The sequence below is a fragment of the Myroides sp. LJL119 genome (assembly GCF_054871605.1).
Genome location: NZ_JBTXLO010000007.1, coordinates 32,475 through 53,399 on the forward strand (window position 1 = coordinate 32,475; position 20,925 = coordinate 53,399).

Annotated in this window: 18 protein-coding genes; 12 read left to right on the forward strand and 6 right to left on the reverse strand. The window is 35.2% G+C overall.

The genetic code is table 11. The features are described from left to right. Window positions 1-65 precede the first annotated feature (65 nt). The 4 genes from pfkA to ACYSNV_RS08620 are packed head-to-tail and all read left to right on the forward strand — an operon-like array spanning window position 66 to window position 3,316. A complete protein-coding gene (gene pfkA, locus ACYSNV_RS08605) occupies window positions 66-1,052 on the forward strand; it encodes a 6-phosphofructokinase (protein WP_461762161.1) in 987 nt (328 codons plus the stop codon). 23 nt (window positions 1,053-1,075) lie between these two features. Beyond that, window positions 1,076-2,077 carry a type I glyceraldehyde-3-phosphate dehydrogenase gene (gap, locus tag ACYSNV_RS08610; protein ID WP_461762162.1) on the forward strand — a complete coding sequence of 334 codons (1,002 nt, stop codon included), beginning with the start codon at window positions 1,076-1,078 and terminating at the stop codon, window positions 2,075-2,077. 15 nt (window positions 2,078-2,092) lie between these two features. After that, window positions 2,093-2,944 (forward strand): N-acetylglucosamine kinase, encoded by an 852-nt coding sequence (locus tag ACYSNV_RS08615; RefSeq protein WP_461762163.1) that lies wholly within the window; start codon window positions 2,093-2,095, stop codon window positions 2,942-2,944. A gap of 6 nt (window positions 2,945-2,950) precedes the next feature. After that, window positions 2,951-3,316 carry a methylglyoxal synthase gene (locus ACYSNV_RS08620; RefSeq protein WP_461762164.1) on the forward strand — a complete coding sequence of 122 codons (366 nt, stop codon included), beginning with the start codon at window positions 2,951-2,953 and terminating at the stop codon, window positions 3,314-3,316. 68 nt (window positions 3,317-3,384) lie between these two features. Here ACYSNV_RS08620 and ACYSNV_RS08625 read toward each other — a convergent pair whose 3' ends face one another. Both ACYSNV_RS08625 and ACYSNV_RS08630 read right to left on the reverse strand, forming a co-directional pair. Further along, complete coding sequence (locus tag ACYSNV_RS08625) at window positions 3,385-3,765, reverse strand: RidA family protein (RefSeq protein WP_461762165.1); 381 nt, start codon at window positions 3,763-3,765, stop codon at window positions 3,385-3,387. A 29-nt stretch (window positions 3,766-3,794) separates the two neighbouring features. Then, window positions 3,795-6,497, reverse strand: coding sequence for a putative LPS assembly protein LptD (locus tag ACYSNV_RS08630; RefSeq protein ID WP_461762166.1), 2,703 nt, complete (start codon window positions 6,495-6,497; stop codon window positions 3,795-3,797). Between the two features lie 123 nt (window positions 6,498-6,620). Here ACYSNV_RS08630 and ACYSNV_RS08635 point away from each other — a divergent pair, with 123 nt between their 5' ends. The 8 genes from ACYSNV_RS08635 to ACYSNV_RS08670 all read left to right on the forward strand — a co-directional run bounded on the left by ACYSNV_RS08635 (window position 6,621) and on the right by ACYSNV_RS08670 (window position 16,399). Further along, window positions 6,621-7,736, forward strand: coding sequence for an N-acetylmuramoyl-L-alanine amidase family protein (locus tag ACYSNV_RS08635; RefSeq protein ID WP_461762167.1), 1,116 nt, complete (start codon window positions 6,621-6,623; stop codon window positions 7,734-7,736). A gap of 54 nt (window positions 7,737-7,790) precedes the next feature. Then, window positions 7,791-8,744 carry an MlaD family protein gene (locus ACYSNV_RS08640; RefSeq protein WP_461762168.1) on the forward strand — a complete coding sequence of 318 codons (954 nt, stop codon included), beginning with the start codon at window positions 7,791-7,793 and terminating at the stop codon, window positions 8,742-8,744. A gap of 129 nt (window positions 8,745-8,873) precedes the next feature. Next, window positions 8,874-10,199: a 4Fe-4S dicluster domain-containing protein gene (locus ACYSNV_RS08645; protein ID WP_461762169.1), complete on the forward strand. Its 1,326-nt coding sequence runs from the start codon at window positions 8,874-8,876 to the stop codon at window positions 10,197-10,199. Window positions 10,200-10,255: 56 nt separating this feature from the next. Continuing rightward, the gene (locus tag ACYSNV_RS08650; protein ID WP_461762170.1) at window positions 10,256-11,047 is read left to right on the forward strand and encodes a (Fe-S)-binding protein; all 792 of its coding nucleotides are present in this window, start codon (window positions 10,256-10,258) and stop codon (window positions 11,045-11,047) included. Between the two features lie 4 nt (window positions 11,048-11,051). Then, complete coding sequence (locus ACYSNV_RS08655; protein WP_461762171.1) at window positions 11,052-11,537, forward strand: ABC transporter ATPase; 486 nt, start codon at window positions 11,052-11,054, stop codon at window positions 11,535-11,537. Between the two features lie 80 nt (window positions 11,538-11,617). After that, window positions 11,618-14,515, forward strand: coding sequence for a glycoside hydrolase family 3 N-terminal domain-containing protein (locus tag ACYSNV_RS08660; RefSeq protein ID WP_461762172.1), 2,898 nt, complete (start codon window positions 11,618-11,620; stop codon window positions 14,513-14,515). Between the two features lie 230 nt (window positions 14,516-14,745). Beyond that, window positions 14,746-15,873: an N-acetyl-alpha-D-glucosaminyl L-malate synthase BshA gene (gene bshA, locus ACYSNV_RS08665; protein ID WP_461762173.1), complete on the forward strand. Its 1,128-nt coding sequence runs from the start codon at window positions 14,746-14,748 to the stop codon at window positions 15,871-15,873. Window positions 15,874-15,922: 49 nt separating this feature from the next. Then, a complete protein-coding gene (locus tag ACYSNV_RS08670) occupies window positions 15,923-16,399 on the forward strand; it encodes an OsmC family protein (protein WP_461762174.1) in 477 nt (158 codons plus the stop codon). A 94-nt stretch (window positions 16,400-16,493) separates the two neighbouring features. On the opposite strand, the gene leuB is transcribed toward ACYSNV_RS08670, so the two are convergent. The 4 genes from leuB to ACYSNV_RS08690 are packed head-to-tail and all read right to left on the reverse strand — an operon-like array spanning window position 16,494 to window position 20,795. Further along, complete coding sequence (leuB, locus tag ACYSNV_RS08675) at window positions 16,494-17,612, reverse strand: 3-isopropylmalate dehydrogenase (protein ID WP_461762175.1); 1,119 nt, start codon at window positions 17,610-17,612, stop codon at window positions 16,494-16,496. 25 nt (window positions 17,613-17,637) lie between these two features. Beyond that, window positions 17,638-18,216 carry a 3-isopropylmalate dehydratase small subunit gene (gene leuD, locus ACYSNV_RS08680; RefSeq protein WP_461762176.1) on the reverse strand — a complete coding sequence of 193 codons (579 nt, stop codon included), beginning with the start codon at window positions 18,214-18,216 and terminating at the stop codon, window positions 17,638-17,640. Window positions 18,217-18,226: 10 nt separating this feature from the next. Continuing rightward, window positions 18,227-19,612 carry a 3-isopropylmalate dehydratase large subunit gene (leuC, locus tag ACYSNV_RS08685; protein WP_461762177.1) on the reverse strand — a complete coding sequence of 462 codons (1,386 nt, stop codon included), beginning with the start codon at window positions 19,610-19,612 and terminating at the stop codon, window positions 18,227-18,229. Window positions 19,613-19,616: 4 nt separating this feature from the next. Continuing rightward, a complete protein-coding gene (locus ACYSNV_RS08690) occupies window positions 19,617-20,795 on the reverse strand; it encodes a 2-isopropylmalate synthase (RefSeq protein WP_461762178.1) in 1,179 nt (392 codons plus the stop codon). Window positions 20,796-20,925: the final 130 nt, after the last annotated feature.

Consider the following 20,925-nt stretch of genomic DNA (forward strand, 5'->3'; position numbering starts at 1 on the left):
TATAAAGCCTTGTAATAATTGTTAAAATAAGTAATTTTTACTAAATTTACGTAAAAGCATTAGTTATGAGTAGACAAATTCGAAGAATTGGTGTGTTAACCAGTGGAGGTGATGCTCCGGGGATGAACGCATCGATTCGAGCAATAGTTCGCACATGTTCTTTTCATGGAGTGGAATGTGTGGGGATTTTTCGCGGTTTTCAAGGTTTGATAGATGCCGATTTTGAAACATTAGGCCCGCGAGATGTTCATTATATTTTAAATAAAGGAGGTACTATTTTAAAAACGGCCCGTTGTGATGATTTTAAAACCAAAGAGGGCCGTCAAAAAGCATACGACAATCTTAAAAATGCCCAAATAGACGCTTTGATAATCATTGGGGGGGACGGTAGCTTTACCGGAGGAATGGTTTTAAGTGAGGAGTTCGACTTGCCTATTATGGGGATTCCCGGTACTATAGATAATGATATTTTTGGAACAAGTCACACCATTGGATTTGATACTGCATGTAACACTGTGGTGGATGTAGTGGATAAGATACGAGATACGGCAAGTTCCCATAAGCGCTTGTTTTTTGTGGAAGTAATGGGGCGTGACGCTGGACATATTGCCCTGAATGCCGGAATAGGAGCTGGGGCAGAAGAAATTATTGTTCCAGAGGAAAATCTAGGTATGGAGCGTTTACTTGAGTCTTTGGCTAGAAGTAAAAAAAGTGGTAAATCCTCTAGTATCGTTATTGTTGCAGAAGGAGAAAAACTAGGCAAAAATGTTTTTGAATTAGGAGAATATGTTGAGCAAAACTTACCAGAATACGAGGTAAGAGTTTCGGTTTTAGGACATATGCAAAGAGGTGGAGCACCCTCGTGTTTTGACCGAGTTTTAGCATCTCGTCTAAGTGTAAAAGCAGTAGAGACTCTTTTAGAGGGACAGTCAAATATGATGGTGGGTTTAATCAACGATGCGGTAGCTTTAACTCCTTTGAAAAAAGCCGTAAAAGGCCACTCTCCGATAGATCCTGAACTTTTAAGGGTATCAGATATAATTACCATATAAAAACTAATTGAAAAAAGAAAATTATGAAAACAAGAATAGCAATTAACGGCTTTGGTCGTATCGGACGTTTAATGTTACGTGAGGCAGTAAAAAGAAATGATTTAGAGATTGTTGCGGTAAATGATTTAATGTCTGTGGAACAATTAGCCTATTTATTAAAATACGATTCTGTTCACGGTAGGTTTGATAAGACTGTAGCGGTAAAAGATGGCGATTTACTAGTTGATGGAAAGCAAATTCGCGTAACTGCAATTAGTGATCCAGCTCATTTAAAGTGGGATGAACTAAAGGTAGATGTTGTGGCAGATTGTACGGGTATTTTCAAAGACTTACAAAGTTGTCAAAAGCATATTGATGCAGGGGCTAAAAAGGTATTGATCTCATCACCATCTGCTGATGCGCCAATGTTTGTAATGGGAGTCAACCAAGAGCAAATAAAATCTAGCGATCTTATTATTTCAAATGCTTCTTGTACTACCAATGCGCTTGCACCCCTTGCAAAAGTATTACAAGATAATTTCGGAATTGTGGAGGGACTAATGACTACTATACATGCTGTAACAGCAACTCAGTATACCGTAGATGGACCTTCGAAAAAAGATTTTCGAGGAGGTCGCTCAGCTTTATTAAATATCATACCAGCCTCTACAGGGGCAGCCAAGGCTGTAGGTAAGGTTATTCCAGAGATTGCCGGTAAGTTAACGGGAATGTCAATGCGTGTTCCAACTGCTGATGTATCGGTGGTGGATTTAACGGTTAAACTAGAAAAGCAAACTTCCTACGAGCAAGTCATGCAGGTTTTGAAAAATGCAAGTGAGAATCAAATGAAAGGAATTATGGCCTTTGTTGAGGATGATGTGGTTAGTCAAGATTTTGTTTCCGATCCTCATACTTGTATTATTGATTCTAAGGCAGGTATTGGATTAAATAGTACTTTTTTTAAATTTGTAGCTTGGTATGACAACGAGTACGGTTATTCTGCAAAAATGTTAGATATGGCTGTTGTTTTACATCACGCAAAATAAATTTAAAAAAAATACATGAGATTAATTGTAGATAGTGGTTCAACTAAAGCAGACTGGATATGTCTTGATGTAAATCAAAATGTAATGGAAAGTGTAACAACCTTGGGGTTAAACCCCGAGGTTCTTAATGCGTCGGAATTTTTGGAGCGCATAGATAATAATGCAGTTTTAAAACAAATTAGTCCACAGGTTTCTCAAGTGTTTTTTTATGGAGCTGGTTGCGCATCTTTGCGAACAAAAACAATGGTTAATGATATTTTGTGCCGTTACTTTGTCAATTCAAAACACAATGAGGTTCATGAGGATACTTATGCTGCAGTATTTGCTAGTGTTCAAAAGGGAGAATCAGGTATAGTTTGTATCAATGGTACGGGGTCTAATGCAAGTTATTTCGATGGTAAGCAATTACATCCTTTAATTGAATCTTTAGGATATATGGCAATGGATGATTGTAGTGGAAGTTCCTTTGGGCGAATGATCTTAAAGAGTTACTTTTTAAATTTAATGCCAGAGGATTTGGCTTTTGCTTTTAAGCAACAATATCAATTAGATGCCGATCAAGTGAAATTCAACTTTTATAAAAAAGAGAATCCAAATGCTTATATGGCTAGTTTCCTACCTTTTTTAATAAAATATAAAAATCATGCTTTTTTTCAAGAAATGATTAAAAAGGAAATTAGTTATTTTCGCGATGCGTATTTGAAAAACTATCCTCAAATCTATAATACATCTGTTTATTTTGTTGGCTCTGTGGCTTATCTTTTACAAGAAGAGTTTACCGATGTTTTAAGTCAGACTGGTATTCCAATTGGGACTTTTATCCAAAAGCCTTTAGATGGATTAATACAATATCATAAAAAAAAATAACTCAAAATGGAAATAGCAATCATAGCACACGATGCCAAGAAAAAAGAAATGTTATTGTTTATGCAAGACAATAAACAGGTCTTAGACCAAGCCGGCATTGATTTAATAGCTACAGGAACTACAGGAAAGTTAGTTCAAGAACTAGGATTTAAAGTAGAGTGTATGCTCTCTGGTCCTTTGGGCGGGGATGCGCAAATTGCAGCACGTGTGGCACAAGGTTTAACACAAATGGTGCTGTTTTTTAAAGACCCCTTGGGTAAGCATCCACATGAACCTGATATTAATATGTTGTTGCGTGTTTGTGATGTGCATAATGTAGCCTTAGCCACAAATAAAGCAACCGCGCAGTTGTTATTAAAAGCAATACAATAGTAATTAAATATACAAAAAAGAGTCCTTGAAATTAGGACTCTTTTTTGTTATACTGTATTGGATAAATGTTATTTAGTTGCTATCATGGAAATCTCCACGTTTACTCCTCTTGGTAGTTTGGCTACTTGTACACATTCTCTGGCTGGTGCTGTTTCGGTTTTAAAGTAACTCCCATATATTTGGTTAACCGTTGAAAAATCATCCATATTGGTTAAAAATATAGTTGCTTTAACTACGTTTTCAAAATCCATTCCAGCCTCTTGTAAAATAGCCTCTAGATTGGCCATTACTTGAAGTGTTTCATCTTTTATTCCACTTGTAATTAAACTTTCAGTTTCTTGGTTAAAGGGAATTTGACCAGAGATGAATAAAAAATTAGATGCCATTACCGAATGGTTATAAGGGCCAATTGGTGCTGGTGCTTTTTCGGAGTTGATAATCTTTTTCATAATATAATTATTTTAATGGTTGTGCTTTCTTACCAGAAACGCTTATCTGGTGACTTTCTTTTTTCCCACTTAATATCACTTAACATAGAGGATTTAATCCCAATGTAAAAGCCCCAACTAGTATATGTCCCGATGGGAACCCAGGTGAAGTCCATGCGCCAGCTTTTTAAATCTCTTTCAAATCGCAATTGGGTAAAGGTAACTCCGTCTTGTACAAAATCATATCCGGTGGAGAATCCGACTTTCCAATTTGGAGTCAAATCAATATTTCCAGATACCATAAGTGAGTTGTTCACAATCTCGTTTTGCCTTTGTGCGTTACTATAGGTAAGTGAATAAGCAAAGGTCAAATCCCAGGGCAGTTTTGCGTTATAAAATCCAGAAAAAGGTTTTTGTTCTTGATCTTGTTCTTCAAACATACTCTTTCGAGTATTACCCAAATCAAGAGCACGACCAAATAAATCATCTCCACGACCTCCATTGTCAATTGAATTTTGGTTCTTGTTATCATCACTACCCCCAAACCAAGGATCAGTGCTTGCCATGGACCAGTTAACCGTTAAATTGGCACTGGTAAGACGAAATAAACTTCCTCCGTTGTTGATATTAAACATGTCTATACGTCGGTTGTTATTATCCAAAGCATAAGGATCTAATGTCGCTCCAAGGTTTACTTGCATCTTATCTTTAAATAGTGCTGTTCCTGTACTAACTCGTACCGGAGACCATTTTAAAGAGTCTGCGCTCATGTTGTAACTAGTAGAAAAGTTTAAACTATTTAATAGCATCAACTTTCTATATTCATCTTTATCACTGTCTTTGTCCCTTACTTTAGCCTCAAAGGTGTTGCTTAAATTAAAATTAAGCATATTGGAATTAAACCTACTCGGTGCTCCAAATATACCACTTTGAAAACGCGTATAATCCTGTATGGTTTGACCACTTGCGTCAATGGCATAGGTGTCGTAATATTGATCAAAACTAGGCGTGTAGGAATAACCCACATTAGGACGCATTACATGGCGAATAGCCTGAATTTTTTTATTATCTCCAAAATTAAATGTACCGTATATGGTTGTTCCTATACTTGCGTTGAAGTTATAAGTGGTGAAGCTATCAAAGCCGTTTACACGTATATCTTCTACTTTATTTGTCTCTGGATTATATTGTTTTTTGATTGTATTGAAATACCATACTTCATTGAAGTTAGCACCAGTTGTTACTGAAAAATATTTAAATATTTTAAAATTGGTTGCCACTGGTATACTGTGTTGAAATCCAGTATTTAAACTATCGAACATTTCTTTTTTAAAGAAATTATCCTCATGTACTCTTACTCTGTTTTCTCCTCTAAGGTTATAAGAGAAGTTCAAGTTTTTAATAATACCTTTTTTGGCTCCGTATTTAGGGGCAAATGGAAATACACGATCCACACTAACTGCTAGGGTTGGTAGGGTCATGTTGATTTGTCTTGTGTTGGTGTTTTGAGAGTGGGTAGCTGTTAAAGACATATTAACCTGAGGCACACTTTCAAAAGTTTTTGAGTAGGAAACCGATGAACTCATATTGTTGTTCAAAGAAGCACCCACGTTGTAGGAATTGTTAGATTGCCTAAAATACTGACTACTTCCCATGTTTACCGAAGCTGAGAAAGTAGAAGTAGGACTTGCCTTAGAATCTTTTCTATGAGTCCACTGAATATTATATAATTTTGAGGCTGTATAATCGGGTAGTCCTCGTTCGCTAAAAAGGTTGTTTTCATAGCGAATGTTAACACTACCAGAGTACTTATAACGTTTAGCGTAATTACTTTGTCCTCTTAATGCCCAAGAACCGTTTGTGTAATAGTCTCCCGTTAAAGTAAGGTCCATTCGCTCGCTTATGGCAAAATAATAACCTCCGTTTTGTAAGTAGTACCCCTGAAGATTTGTATCCCCTACACTGGGAACTATAAATCCGCTTTCGGCCGATTCACTCATGGGGAAAAAAGCAAAGGGTAAGCCCAAAGGCGTTGGTACATCGGCTATAACCATATTGGTAGGACCGGTTACTACTTTTTTTCCAGGAACAAGTTTAATCTTGGTGGATTTAAAGTAATACTCAGGATCATCTAAATCCTCGGCTGTGGTAAAAATGACATCTTTCATAAAGTAAACAGAGTCATTTTCCTTTTTTGTTACCTCTGCCTTTATGTTGAATTCTCCTTGTGAGGTTCGCGATTGAAAAACTAGTGCTTTTTGGGTTTTTGTGTTATATCGAATTGAGTCCGGTTCCACAACTTGACCTCCTTGGGTAAATACGGGATATTGACTCATATTACCAAGGCTATCAAGAATTCCCCCTGCATAGATTTCGTTTTTTTCATAGTTAAAAACAATTTTACCTGCTTCTAATTGAAAGTCTTGATATTTTACTTTAGCCTCATTATATAAGGTAATCTCCTTTTTTGTTTGATCTAATCTTTCATAATCCTTTGCTTTTCTATAAACAATAGTCTCCAAAATTCCTTTACTTTGTTTGGCTAAAGAATCTGGATTCTTACCAATAGAATCTTGAGCTACTGCAATAGAAGGCTTAACTATAGTATCTGTTTTAGATGATATAGAGTCTGTTAATGTATTGGTATTTAAGGTAGTGTATTTCTTTTCAAACTCTTGTGCTACCACATTATGCGTGGGTAATTGACAAGAAAGAAATAAAACTAAAACGATATTAAAAATATTTGTTCGCAAATCTATTATATATGCTATTTTTGTAAAATTAAGCTTGTTATTTTTAACGTGTCAAACTTACATATATTTTTTCTTAAAAATGTAATTTAATTCAATTTATCCATAATTATAAATATCTTTTATATGAATAGTAGTTGCGCAAAACTGTTCACTTTACTGATGAGTTTTCTATTAACAATTAGTGTATCAGCACAAAGCAATCCAAAATTTAAAGTGGTTTTAGACCCAGGTCACGGTGGTAAAGATACTGGTACAAATCACGGAAAATTTGTTGAGAAAGACATCGTTTTAGCTGTGGCCCTACAAGTGGGGAAAATTTTAAAGGACAATCCAGATATAGAGGTGTTTTACACCCGCGATAAGGATGTTTTTGTTGCCGTAAAGGAACGTTCGGTGTTAGCCAATAAAGCCAATGGTAATGTTTTTGTGTCGATCCACTGTAATGGTGCGGAATCCACAGCAGCTTTCGGTACAGAAACCTTTGTTATGGGTTTAAGTAAAAACAAATCCAATTTAGAGGTTGCCAAAAAGGAAAACTCGGTAATTATGTTAGAGGATGATTACCAAACTACTTATGCTGGTTTTGATCCAAGTTCTCCTGAATCAATTATTGGTCTTACTTTGATTCAAGAGGATTATATGCATCAGAGTATCGACTTGGCTTCACGTGTACAAGATGGCTTTACCAATGGATTAAAACGAAAAAACAGAGGGGTAAAACAAGGTCCCTTTTGGGTTCTACACGGCGCATTTATGCCAAGTGTGTTAATCGAATTAGGTTTTGTATCAAACCCTAGTGAGGGAGCATATTTACACTCTACCAAAGGCCAAAATGAATTAGCTAAATCCATAGCTGAAGGAATTATCGCTTATAAAAAGGCCTATTACAAGGAAAATAATATAGTTTCATCTACCAATAAAACCAGTAATTCAAATTCCCAGGTTAGCTCTGGATCTAGCTCAAGTCAAGCTCAAAAAGTTGCAGGTGGCGTAGAATTTAAAGTTCAAATTGCAGCCAGTGATCGCGTATTGGCTCTTAAACCACAAAATTTCAAGGGTCTTTCTGAGGTTACTATGATTAAAAGTGGTAAATTAAATAAATATTTTTATTCTAGTACAACAAGCTATGAGCAAGCCAAGAAGCTTTTGCAACAAGCAAAAGATAAGGGACATAAAAGCTCTTTTATTGTAGCTTTTAAAAACGGTTCGATCATATCAATGGAAGAGGCATTAAAATAATCTAAGCGCTTTGAAAATAAAAGTTTATTTTTGCGTATTATAAAATAAGTGATTTTGAAAATATCAAGAGAAATTAAAACAGCTATTTTAGTACTAGGAGCAATCGCATTGTTCATTTGGGGGTACTCTTTTTTAAAAGGTAAAAATCTATTTGACAACAGCCACAAGTATTATGTAGAATACCAAAATGTCGAAGGATTAACTACTGCATCGGTGGTAACCATCAATGGACTGACGGTGGGAAAAGTTGCCAAAATTAATATTGATCAAACCACGGGGAAATTAGTAGTGGAGATTATTATGAATAACCCAATTCAAATTTCAAAACAAAGTATAGCAACTATTTATTCACCAAGTTTAATTGGAGGGAAAGCTATTTCTATTGATCCTAAATTTGGGACTACCGATTATGCCGATAATGGAGACTTTTTAAAAGGAGATGTGCAACCAGAGATGACCGAGCAATTAGTTGGACAAATTGAGCCATTAAAGCAAAAAGTCGAAGTTATGTTAGAGAACACCAATAAAATGTTAAGCTCTATTAATAGTATTTTGGATGAACAAATGCAAACGGATTTAAAACAAGCTGTTAATAATCTAAATGGAACTTTGGCAGCATCTCGAAAACTAATGAGTTCCACCCAGCCTAAATTAGACACTGCAATGGATAATTTAAATGTAATTAGTGGTGAATTTGCATCTTTTTCTGAAAAAATGAATAAGCTAGATATTCAAAGTACTTTTGATCATATAGATAGTGCTACTGGAAATATGGATAAGCTTCTGGCTAATATTCAAAGTGGACAGGGATCCATAGGGATGTTGTTAAACGATCAACAACTCTATTCTAACTTAGCAAATGCATCTAAAGAATTGGAATTGTTATTAAGAGACTTAAAAGAAAATCCAAAAAGATATATGCATTTTTCAGTATTTGGGAAAAAAGCTATACCTTATCAAAGTGAAGATTTACAAGAGGTAGATCAACAGGAATTATTAGTTCCTTAATTTATTGAAATTTTGTTGCAGGCTGATTTATCTGTAAAAGTATTTTTTAGATGCAACGTAAAATAAAAACAAACTAACCATTAAAACCAACAAAAAAACTAACCATTATCAGAAACAATTAATACAATTATGCATTACTTAGGCCAAATATTATTTTTATTATTATTGGTTGCGGGTTTTGGATTTTTTATAAAGAATCTAAAAAAATTACGACGCAACATTTTAATAGGTCGAGATATAAATCGATCCGATAACCCTCAGGCAAGATGGAAGAACATGATTCGTGTTGCTTTTGGGCAATCCAAAATGATTAATAGACCAATTCCAGCGATTCTCCATCTTTTTGTTTACATAGGATTTATAATAATTAACATTGAAATGTTAGAAATTATAATCGATGGATTATTCGGAACACATCGTATTTTAAGCTTCCTAGGTGGGGTATATGATGCATTAATTGGAGTATTTGAGGTATTAGCTCTTTTAGTAATTGTAGGAGTTGTAGTATTTTGGATTAGAAGAAATGTTTTAAAATTAAAGCGTTTAAATCAATCTGAACTAGAAGGTTGGGGTAAAAAAGACGCTAATAATATTATCTATATTGAGTGTTTGCTAATGTGCCTGTTTTTAATTATGAATGCGGCGGATTATTATCTTCAAACAAATAATTATCAACATTATCAAGCAGCTGGAAGTTTCCCAGTGTCCAAATTCTTAACCCCTGTTTTTGAATCCATGAGTTTCTCTAGCGTAGCTATTGTAGAGCGAGTATGTTGGTGGGGACATATAATTGGAGTAATGTTGTTTATGAATTATTTATATTATTCAAAACACTTACACATTATTTTAGCTTTTCCTAATACCTATTATGCAGATTTGAATCCATTGGGAGAGTTTGATAATTTGGAGTCTGTGAAAAAAGAAGTGGAATTAATGATGGATCCAAACGCAGATCCTTACGCGGTTAATGATCAAAGTCAAGGAGAACCAGAAAAATTTGGAGCCCAAGATGTCATGGATTTAAACTGGGCACAGTTATTAAATGCGTACTCTTGTACCGAGTGTGGTAGATGTACTTCAGTTTGTCCACAGAATATGACAGGTAAAAAACTATCACCTCGTAAGATTATGATGTCTACAAGGGATCGTTTAGAAGATGTTAGTAAGGTTTTAGATGCAAACAATGGTGTGTTTGTGGATGATGGTAAAACCTTGTTACATGACTATATCACCGCTGAAGAATTATGGGCTTGTAATACATGTAATGCTTGTGTACAAGAATGTCCTATTGATATTTCTCCTCTTTCTATTATTATGGATATGAGACGCTTTTTAGTTATGGAGCAAAGTGCTGCCCCGATTGAGTTAAACAACATGATGCAAAATGTTGAAAACAATGGTGCACCTTGGCAGTATAATCAACAAGATCGTTTAAACTGGAGAGACGAAAATTAATTTATGAATCGAGAATAACTTTTTAATTAAAGTTGTTTAAAAATATAGCGAGTATTATGTCACAGAATTTAATTGTACCTACAATGGCCGAGATGATGGCTAAAGGAGAACAACCAGAGGTTTTATTTTGGGTGGGCTGTTCGGGTAGTTTTGATGATCGAGCAAAAAAAATAACAAAAGCATTTGTAAAAATTTTAAATAAGGCAAATGTTCCATTTGCTGTTTTAGGGGCAGAGGAAAGTTGTACTGGAGATCCGGCAAAAAGAGCGGGTAATGAATTTGCCTTCCAAATGCAGGCAATGATGAATATACAGGTGTTAGATGGATATGAAGTTAAGAAAATAGTAACAGCTTGTCCTCATTGTTTTAATACCCTAAAGAATGAATACCCTGGTTTAGGTGGTAAATACGAGGTTGTTCACCATACCGAGTTTTTAAAATCTTTATTGGATCAAGGACGTTTAAGCATTCAGGGTGGGAATTTTAAAGGTAAGCGTATTACTTTCCATGATCCGTGTTATTTAGGACGAGCTAATCAAGTTTATGAAGCTCCACGTGAGTTAATTGAAAAACTTGACGCTGAACTAGTAGAAATGAAACGTTCTCGCGCCAACGGTTTTTGTTGTGGGGCCGGAGGAGCTCAAATGTTTAAAGAGCCAGAGCCAGGAAAACAAGAGGTTAATATTGTAAGAACCCAACAAGCTTTACAAACCAAGCCAGATATAATTGCTGCGGGATGTCCGTTTTGTAATACGATGTTGACCGATGGTGTCAAATTTGAAGAAAGAGAAGGCGATGTACAAGTGTTGGATGTCGCAGAATTAATTGCAAATGCAGAAGATTTATAAAAATATGTATACACCGTTAAATGAAATGCCAGATCATTCAAAGGTTTGGATTTATCAATCTAATCGCAAATTCTCGGATCAAGAAGTGGTAGAGATTCAAGAGATTATGAAAGATTTTGTAGAGAATTGGGTAGCACATGCTACGCCTTTACAGGCCTCTTTTGAAGTGAGATATAATCGATTTATTGTCCTAGCTGTAGATCAAGATATTCATCCTGCATCGGGTTGTTCGGTGGATGCCTCGGTGCGTGTTATTCAAGATATTGAAGCTAAATTTAATGTGGATTTACTAGACAAGATGAATGTTACTTATAAAACCGGTGAATTCATCACTTTTAAAACCTTATTAGAATTTAAGCAATTAGCCAAGAGTAAAGCTGTCTCTGGTAATACCATTGTATTTAATAATCTGGTTAACGATTTAGGAGAATATAGAGAATATTGGGAAGTACCAGCTCAAGAAAGTTGGCATGGACGTTTTTTTAAATAGATAGGATTCTTTAAATTTACCATATCAAAATCATCATCAAATTTTTGATGGTGATTTTTTTTATCTAATAAATACCAGCAATGAAAAAAATAAGTTTAATTATATTATTATGCGGATCCCTTGGATTTGCTAAGCAACATAACACCTATAAAGTTCAACAAAAAGATTCCACGGGTATAACTTGGGTAGATAGTGTGTATAATACCATGTCTTTAGATCAAAAAATTGGACAGCTTTTTATGGTGGCAGCATATTCTAATAAAGGTAATGATCATTTAAAATCTTTGGAGAACTTGGTGGAAAAAAACCACGTTGGTGGGGTTATTTTTTTTCAAGGCGGTCCCAAAAGACAAGCTAGAATGACCAATAAACTTCAAGGGTTAAGTAAAATACCTTTATTGGTAGGTATTGATGGGGAGTGGGGGCTTAGTATGCGTTTGGATTCGACCTATAGTTTTCCTTATAACATGACCCTTGGAGCTGTTCAAAATATGCAGCTTATCCAAGAGATGGGAAAAGCAAGCGCTCAGCAGGCTAAACGTTTAGGATTACAGTTTAATTTTGGACCGGTTGTGGATGTAAATATGAATCCAAATAATCCTATTATTGGGGTGCGATCCTTTGGAGAAACTCCCGAGCTTGTAGCCCAAAGAGCTGTTGCTTATACAAAGGGATACCAAAGTGAAAATATTTTTGCTACAGCTAAACACTTTCCTGGACATGGAGATACCTCTAGTGACTCGCATTACAAATTGCCAGTTATTGATCATGATATGCAGCGTTTAAATCAAGTGGAATTATATCCTTACAAAGAGTTAATTAAAAATGATTTAGCTAGTGTTATGGTAGCTCATCTTAATTTTCCGGCTTTGGAGCCAAATAAAGAGATTCCAAGTTCACTTTCTTATGAAATTGTAACTAAACTTTTACGAGAGCAAATGGGGTTTGAAGGTTTAATTTTTACCGATGCTTTAAATATGAAAGGCGCCACAGGTAATCTTAAAGCAGGTGAGGTTGATTTATTGGCATTTAAGGCTGGAAACGATTTATTACTTTTCTCTGAAAATGTGCCATTGGGAATTAGCAAAATTAAACAAGCCTATGAGAAAGGGGAAATTTCCCAAGAGCGCTTAGCTTACTCGGTAAAAAAGATATTGGCCTATAAATACAAAACTGGTCTTTTAACAACTCCTAATATAGAAATTCAAAATTTGGTCCAGGATTTAAATGATCCTAAATATGATCAATTAAATCAAGATTTATATAATCAGGCCATAACTGTTATAAAAAATCAAGGTGATATTTTACCTCTTAAAGGGTTGGAACAACAAAATATAGGTTATCTGCAAATTGGAGATCCACAAGAGCAGGGACTTTTTGATGATTTAAGTGAGTTTGGATCTATTACCAAAATAAAAGACAGTGAACTTGATAATTTGTCTAAGTTCACCACGGTAATTATAGGTTATCATAAGGTAGATAATCCTTGGAGAAATCATAATTATTCGGCTGCACATAAGGCCATTATTCAAAAGGTAGCAAAACAAACCAATACTATTTTAGTTTCTTTTGCAAAGGCTTATTCACTTGAATCTTTAGGTGAAATGGCTGATTTAAAATCCGTAATTGTAGCCTATCAAAACAATAGTTTTGCTCGACAAGCTGCCTCGGAGGTAATCTTTGGAGCTATTGGTTCACTGGGACGTTTACCTGTCTCCATTAATTCTTTTTATCCAGTGGGATCTGGAATCAGCACAGAGAATTTAAGACGTTTGGGTAAAGCAAGTGCTCTTAGTCAAAACATGGACCCTATTCAACTCTCTAAAATTGATAGTATAGTGAATTATGCCATTGATAATCAGTTTACTCCTGGAGCACAAGTGTTGGTGGCTAGAAATGGAAAAATAATATATAATAAGAGTTTTGGTTATCACGATTACACGCAAAGTCAACAAGTTACCAATACCGATTTATATGATTTAGCCTCATTAACCAAGATATTGGCCACTTTGCCTGTGTTAATGAAAATGTATGATCAGGGGAAAATTAGTATGGATACCAAACTTTCCGTGGTTTTACCAGAATTTGCCGATTCGGATAAGGGTAATATTACCTTTAAAGATTTGTTAACCCACCAATCGGGATTGCCTGCTTGGATGCCGTTTTATAAAGCTACTTTAGATCAAGATAATAAGCCTGATTTAAGTATTTATAGTTATTATTTAACTAATGATTATCCCACTCAAGTGTGTGAGAATCTGTTTATAAAAAAAGATTATTCCAACCAAATGCTAAACCGTATCTTAAATGCAAGTTTAGCTAAAAATAAGTCTTATAAATATAGTGATTTAGGATTTATAGCATTAAAAGAGTTTATCGAACGTGATTATAACAAGTCTTTGGATTTAGTGGTAGAGGATCAGATTTATAAAAGTTTAGGGGCAAATAGATTAACGTATTTACCACTTCAAAAGTTTGATTTAAGTGAGATTCCTCCAACGGAATTAGATGATTATTTTAGATACACAACTATTCATGGTTATGTTCATGATATGGCTGCGGCAATGCAAGGTGGGGTAGCGGGTCATGCAGGACTTTTTGGAACAGCTTTGGATGTCGCTAAAGTTATGCAGATGTACTTAAATAAAGGGAGTTACGGACAGCAAAACTTTTTTTCCACTACTACTTTTGATCAATTTAATCAATGTGTTTATTGTAAAAAAGGAAATCGCAGAGGAATAGGTTTTGACAAGCCTCAATTACCTGGGACTCCTGGACCGACTTGTAATTGCGCCTCAATTAATAGTTTTGGACATACTGGTTTTACCGGAACAATGGCCTGGGCTGATCCCGATCAAAACCTAATTTATGTGTTTTTATCCAATCGAACCTATCCAAATGCCAACGTGAACCTATTGTCTAAAGAAAATATCCGTGAAAATATTCAACAAGTCATCTACAGTGCCATCTTGGATTAAAAGTAGATGTTGAATATTACTACATTTTTGTAAAAAGAGAAATTCCTGTATAAAGACATAAAATAAGGATAGATAAAGATTTGTATTATTGATAAAAAAAAGTTAATTTAAACAAACCTAATGATAGCACATTTTGTTAAAAAAAGGTTATACTATCCTTCTATAACACTTCTTGGGCGAAAACATAGGGATATTAGAATTATATTTATAGGCAAAATCCGTTTTTATATATGAAAATCGCCATAGTATGCTATCCTACATTTGGGGGAAGTGGAGTAGTTGCCACCGAACTCGGTTTAGAGTTAGCTAAAAGAAATCATGAAGTTCACTTTATAACATACAGCCAACCAGTTCGTTTGGCTTTACTTAATCCAAATATTTACTATCACGAGGTAAATGTCCCTGAATATCCATTGTTTCATTACCAGCCCTATGAGCTTGCTTTGTCTAGTAAGTTAGTGGATATGGTAAAGTTATTTAAAATAGATGTTTTGCATGTTCACTACGCCATACCTCATGCTTATGCGGGGTATATGGCCAAGCAAATGCTTTTAGAACAAGGTATTAATCTTCCTATGATAACAACCTTACACGGGACTGATATTACCTTGGTAGGAAATCATCCTAATTACAAAACAGCGGTAAGTTTTAGTATCAATAACTCTGATTTTGTAACTTCAGTTTCACAGAGCTTAAAGAAAAGTACTTATGAACTTTTCGATACAAAGAAAAAAATTCACGTTATACCAAACTTTATCGAAGTTAAACAAGATCCAATAGTAAACCATGAATGTAAACGTAGCGCGATGGCTTTGCCCGAAGAATTAATTATAACCCATATTAGTAACTTTAGAAAAGTAAAACGAGTGGAAGATGTTATAAAGGTTTTTTATGGGATACAAAAACAACTTCCAGCTAAATTAATGCTTGTTGGCGATGGACCGGATAAAGAAAGAGCCGAGCGATTAGCTTTAGAACTTGGGATTTATGATAAAATAATATTTTTTGGAAAGAGTAATGAAATTGATCGAATTTTAGCTCATTCTGATTTATTTTTATTGCCATCGGAAACAGAGAGTTTTGGTTTGGCTGCATTAGAAGCAATGGCAATGGGGGTACCTGTAATATCTAGTGACACCGGAGGTTTGCCAGAGGTGAACATTGCAGGGGTTTCGGGATACTTAAGTAAAGTTGGTGATACCCAAGATATGATTGCCAATTCGTTAAAAATACTTTCCGATCCTTGTGTTTTACAAGAATTTAAAAAAGGAGCAAAACAAGTGGCTTTAAAATTTCAAATTGAGAGTGTAGTACCTTTATATGAGAATCTTTATCAAAAAGCGATAGCAATGAAATAATAATATAACTAAGTCCTTTACTAACCTAAAGGACTTTTTTTAGTTTAATATGACAAAGAATAATAAATATGAATTTTATGCTAACTTGTCTTGGCCAATTAGCCATGATACAGGTAGTGAGAAGGGTAAACAAATAAAAAACCATCTTATTGAAATTAGTGGAAAGTCGGATTTACAAATATCGGCTGCCAAAGAATTCAAAGGCGATCCTTTTTTACATAACCCAGAGGATTTACTACTTAGTAGTTTAATGTCTTGTCATATGATGAGTTATTTATATGCTTGTAAACAAAATAACTTAGTTATTGACTCTTATCAAGACTCAGGCAAAGCAACTTTAGAACTACATTTAGATGGAAGTGGTAAAATTATTCAAGTTGATCTTTATCCCCGGGTGGTTGTGCAAAGATCCAATGAGATAGATTTGGCTCAAGAACTACATAAAACAGCTAGTAAACTATGCTTTATTGGCAATTCTTGTAATTTTCCTATTTATTGCCATCCAACAGTTGTTAGTAAAAAGTAAAAAAAGCCTTTGTAAATTTATTACATCGGCTTTTTTAAAAAGAAATAGTCTGCTTATTTTGAGGGGATCAAAAAAACAAGGGGCTGATTACGGATTAAATAATCGTTGATGCTCCTAGGGTAATATTCTGCATGTATTTTTCATTGTTATTTTTACACTGAATGTGATGTGTGATAAAATGTCCCACATCTTGTGTTGTGTATTTGTGCTCTGGCATTAAATCAGGAGTGAGTATTTTTGCTTGTATACACTTATCCACCGCTTTTTGAATTTCACTGGCTGCGGCTATCTCTCCTAGATGTTCTAACATCATTGCTCCGGATAAAATAGAGGCAATTGGATTGGCAATTCCTTTATCCTTCGCCTGGGGATATGAACCATGAATAGGCTCAAACAAAGCGCTGTCTTGTCCAATAGAAGCAGAGGGTAGAAGCCCTATTGAACCTCCAATTACACTGGCCTCATCCGATATAATATCACCAAACATATTTTCAGTTAAAATTACATCGAAATGTTTTGGATTTAATATTAATTGCATAGCAGCATTGTCTACAAACATAAAGTCTAACTCTACCTGTGGATATTGTAGGGAAATTTGTTTTACTGTTTTTCTCCAAAGTCTAGAGGTTTCTAAAACATTTGCCTTATCAATTACCGTTACTTTATTGTTACGCTTTATTGCGGCTTGAAAAGCTAGGTGGGTTATTGGTTCAATTTCGCTATGATTATAACTACAAACATCTGTGGCCGATAGACCATCTTGTGAGGTGTATTTATCCCCAAAATATATACCGCTAATTAATTCGCGATAAATAACCATATTGGTGTCTTTTATAATATCACGTTTTAAAGGGCTTTTATCTAGTAAGGCATCGTAAGCTTTAACGGGTCTGATATTACTAAAAAGCCCCAACTCCTTTCTAAGGGCTAAAAGACCTTGTTCTGGACGGATTTTTGCCTGGGGGTTATTATCGTATTTAGGATCTCCGATGGCCCCAAACAGAACTGCATCTGCACCCTTGCAAGCCTTAAGGGTTTTCTGGGGAAGAGCCTCACCGGTTTGATCTATGGCAATTGCACCAATTGCTCCGTAGTGATAATGTAATTCGAAATTGTAATGTGTGGCTACAATATCTAACACTTTAGTTGTTTCTTTTATTACCTCGGGTCCAATTCCATCTCCAGGTAACACAGCAATATTATATTTTTTCATTTCTCTAGAATTTTGGAAGGTGTTGTTAACGTGATTGCTCAAAGGCGGTTATTTTATCTTTTTTACTAAGTAAATAATCAATATCATCATATCCATTTAAAAGACATATTTTCTTATAGGGATCTATTTCAAAAGTTTCTGTCCTTTGATCCATGGTGATGGTTTGTTTTTCAACGTCTATTTGAATCTCAATACTTGGGTTTTGCGATACTTCTTGCATGATATAGGCCAAGAATTGTGCAGATACAGTAATTGGTAATAGACCATTGTTTAAGGCATTTCCTTTGAAAATATCCGCAAAGTAACTACTAATAACTACTTTGAAACCATAATCGGTTAATGCCCAGGCTGCATGTTCTCTACTACTTCCACAACCAAAGTTGTTTCCTGCCACTAAAATAGATCCTTGGTAAGCATTTTGATTTAAAACAAAATCTTCTTTGGGTTTGTTATCTTGGTCAAATCTCCAATCTCTAAAGAGGTTTTCACCAAAACCTTCTTTACTAATAGCTTTTAAAAAGCGAGCAGGGATTATTTGATCCGTATCAATATTTTCTATATTTAATGGAATAGCTGTTGATGTTAATTTAACTAATGCTTGCATGATGTTCTTGTTATAAGTTTTGATAAGTAATTTTGCCCTCTACCGCAACTATTGCAGCGGTTAATGGACTTGCCAATAAGGTTCTGGAGCCTTGACCTTGACGTCCTTCAAAGTTTCGGTTTGATGTGCTAACACAATATTCATTGGCAGGAATCTTATCCTCGTTCATGGCCAAGCAAGCTGAACAGCCAGGTTGACGTATTTGAAAACCTGCATTTTCAAATATTTTATCCAAACCTTCGCTTTTAATTTGACTAACCACTTGTTGGGATCCCGGAACAATCAAAGCTTGAATATTCGGAGATATTTGTTTGCCTTGGATATAAGAAGCAGCTGTGCGAAAATCCTCTATTCTAGCATTGGTACAACTACCAATAAAAACATGTTTAACAGGTATTGAATCCAAGGTTTGACCTGTTTGTAAGCCCATATATTGTAGTGCTTTACTTCCAGATTCATTTATTGGAGCAGGAATGTTTTGCTGCACACCAATACCCATACTAGGATTAGTACCATAGGTAATCATTGGGGTTATATCCTGGGCGTCAAAATGATATTGGCAATCAAACTTTGCGTCTTTATCAGAGGCTAGAGTATTCCAATAAGCAACTTTTTGATCCCACTGTTCTTTTTCAGGAGCAAAAGGTTTTGATTTGATATAATCATAGGTGGTATTATCCGGTGCAATCATTCCCCCACGAGCTCCCATTTCAATACTCATATTACAAACCGTCATTCTCCCCTCCATAGACATGTCTTTGAACACATCTCCGGCATATTCACAGAAATAACCAGTACCAACATCGGTTCCTAGCTTAGCAATAATATATAAAATTACATCTTTAGGTTGTACGTTAGGTTTTAATTTTCCATTAACGGTAATTCGCATGGATTTAGGTTTGTTCATTAAAACACATTGACTAGCAAATACTTGAGCAACTTGACTTGTTCCAATACCAAAAGCAATGGCGCCAAAGGCTCCATGAGTGGAGGTGTGACTATCTCCACACACCATACTCATTCCCGGTTGTGTTATACCTAATTCCGGGGCTATAATATGTACAATTCCTTGATAAGGATGACCAAGTCCATAGAATGTAATGTCGTTTTCTTTACAATTTACTGCCAATTGTTCTACTTGTAAAGCCGATAAAGGGTCCTGAATTGGTTTATCCTGATTTATTGTAGGTACATTGTGATCCACCGTAGCTAGAATTTGCTTTGGTCTGTAAACAGGAATGTTTCTGTTTTTTAGTTCCGCAAATGCCTGCGGACTTGTTACCTCGTGTATTAAATGCTTATCTATATATAAAATATCTGGTCCATTGGCGATTTTCTCAACCACATGGGCATCCCATACTTTATCAAATAAAGTTTTAGGTGTATTTTGTGTCATGTTATTATGGATGGTGGTTAATTATAGTTTGGTTATTATATAGACTTAAAATAGATCTTAAATCATGTTCATTGACTTCTTTTTTGGTGTCTGCGACTTGTAAGAAGTGCTGGTAGAGAACATCCAATTCATTTTTAGTTACATCATAACCTATATTTTTGAAGCGATAAGCCAAAGCGCTTCTACCGCTTCGAGCTGTTAAAATAATAGAAGATTCGTCTACTCCCACATCGCGGGGATCAATAATTTCGTAGGTATCTCGTCTTTTAATGACTCCATCTTGATGGATTCCTGAGCTATGAGCAAATGCATTACTTCCCACAATTGCCTTGTTAGGTTGTACCATCATCCCCATGGTATTGGAGGTAAGGCGACTTAATTCATTAAGCATCTTAGGGTTAATATTGGTGTCAAAACCTAAATCCTTATGTTGTTTAAAAATCATTACCACTTCTTCCAAGGCAGTATTACCTGCTCTTTCACCAATGCCATTAATGGTACATTCAATTTGACGTGCTCCATTGATCACCCCGGCAATCGAGTTGGCTGTTGCCATGCCTAAATCATTGTGACAATGACAAGAAATTATCACATTCTCTATTCCTACTACATGTTGCGTTAGATATTTGATTTTAGCCCCATATTGCTCAGGTAAACAATAACCCGTTGTATCGGGTATGTTTAAAACAGTAGCTCCTGCATTTATTACCTCTTGGCATATTTTTGCTAAAAAAGCATTATCAGTTCTTCCTGCATCTTCTGCGTAAAACTCTACATCATCGGCAAAGTTCTTGGCATAGGCCACAGCTTGAACCGCTCTTTCTATGATTTGATCCTCGGTGGAGTTGAATTTATATTTAATGTGAAGCTCGGAGGTACCGATTCCAGTATGAATTCTTGGCTTTTTTGCAAATTCTAAAGCACGGGCCGCAGATTCGATATCTTTTTTATTTGCTCTTGTTAAAGCACAAACGCTAGCATTTTTCACTACCTTTGAAATTCCTACAACGGCATCGAAATCTCCAGGACTTGATATAGGAAATCCTGCCTCAATTACATCCACACCGAGTTCGTCGAGTTTTTGTGCGATTTGTAATTTTTGTTGTTTATCTAACTTACACCCAGGTACTTGTTCTCCATCTCGTAATGTGGTGTCAAAAATCTCAATCTTTTTGGTTTCCATAATCTCGTTTTTTAAATAACTTTGAGCAAAAATGATTAAACCTTGAATTCTTCACATTAAGATTTTGTTATATATTACAATGCCAAATCTGGTTAAAATTAAGTTAATATAGTATAAATCAACTAATTGA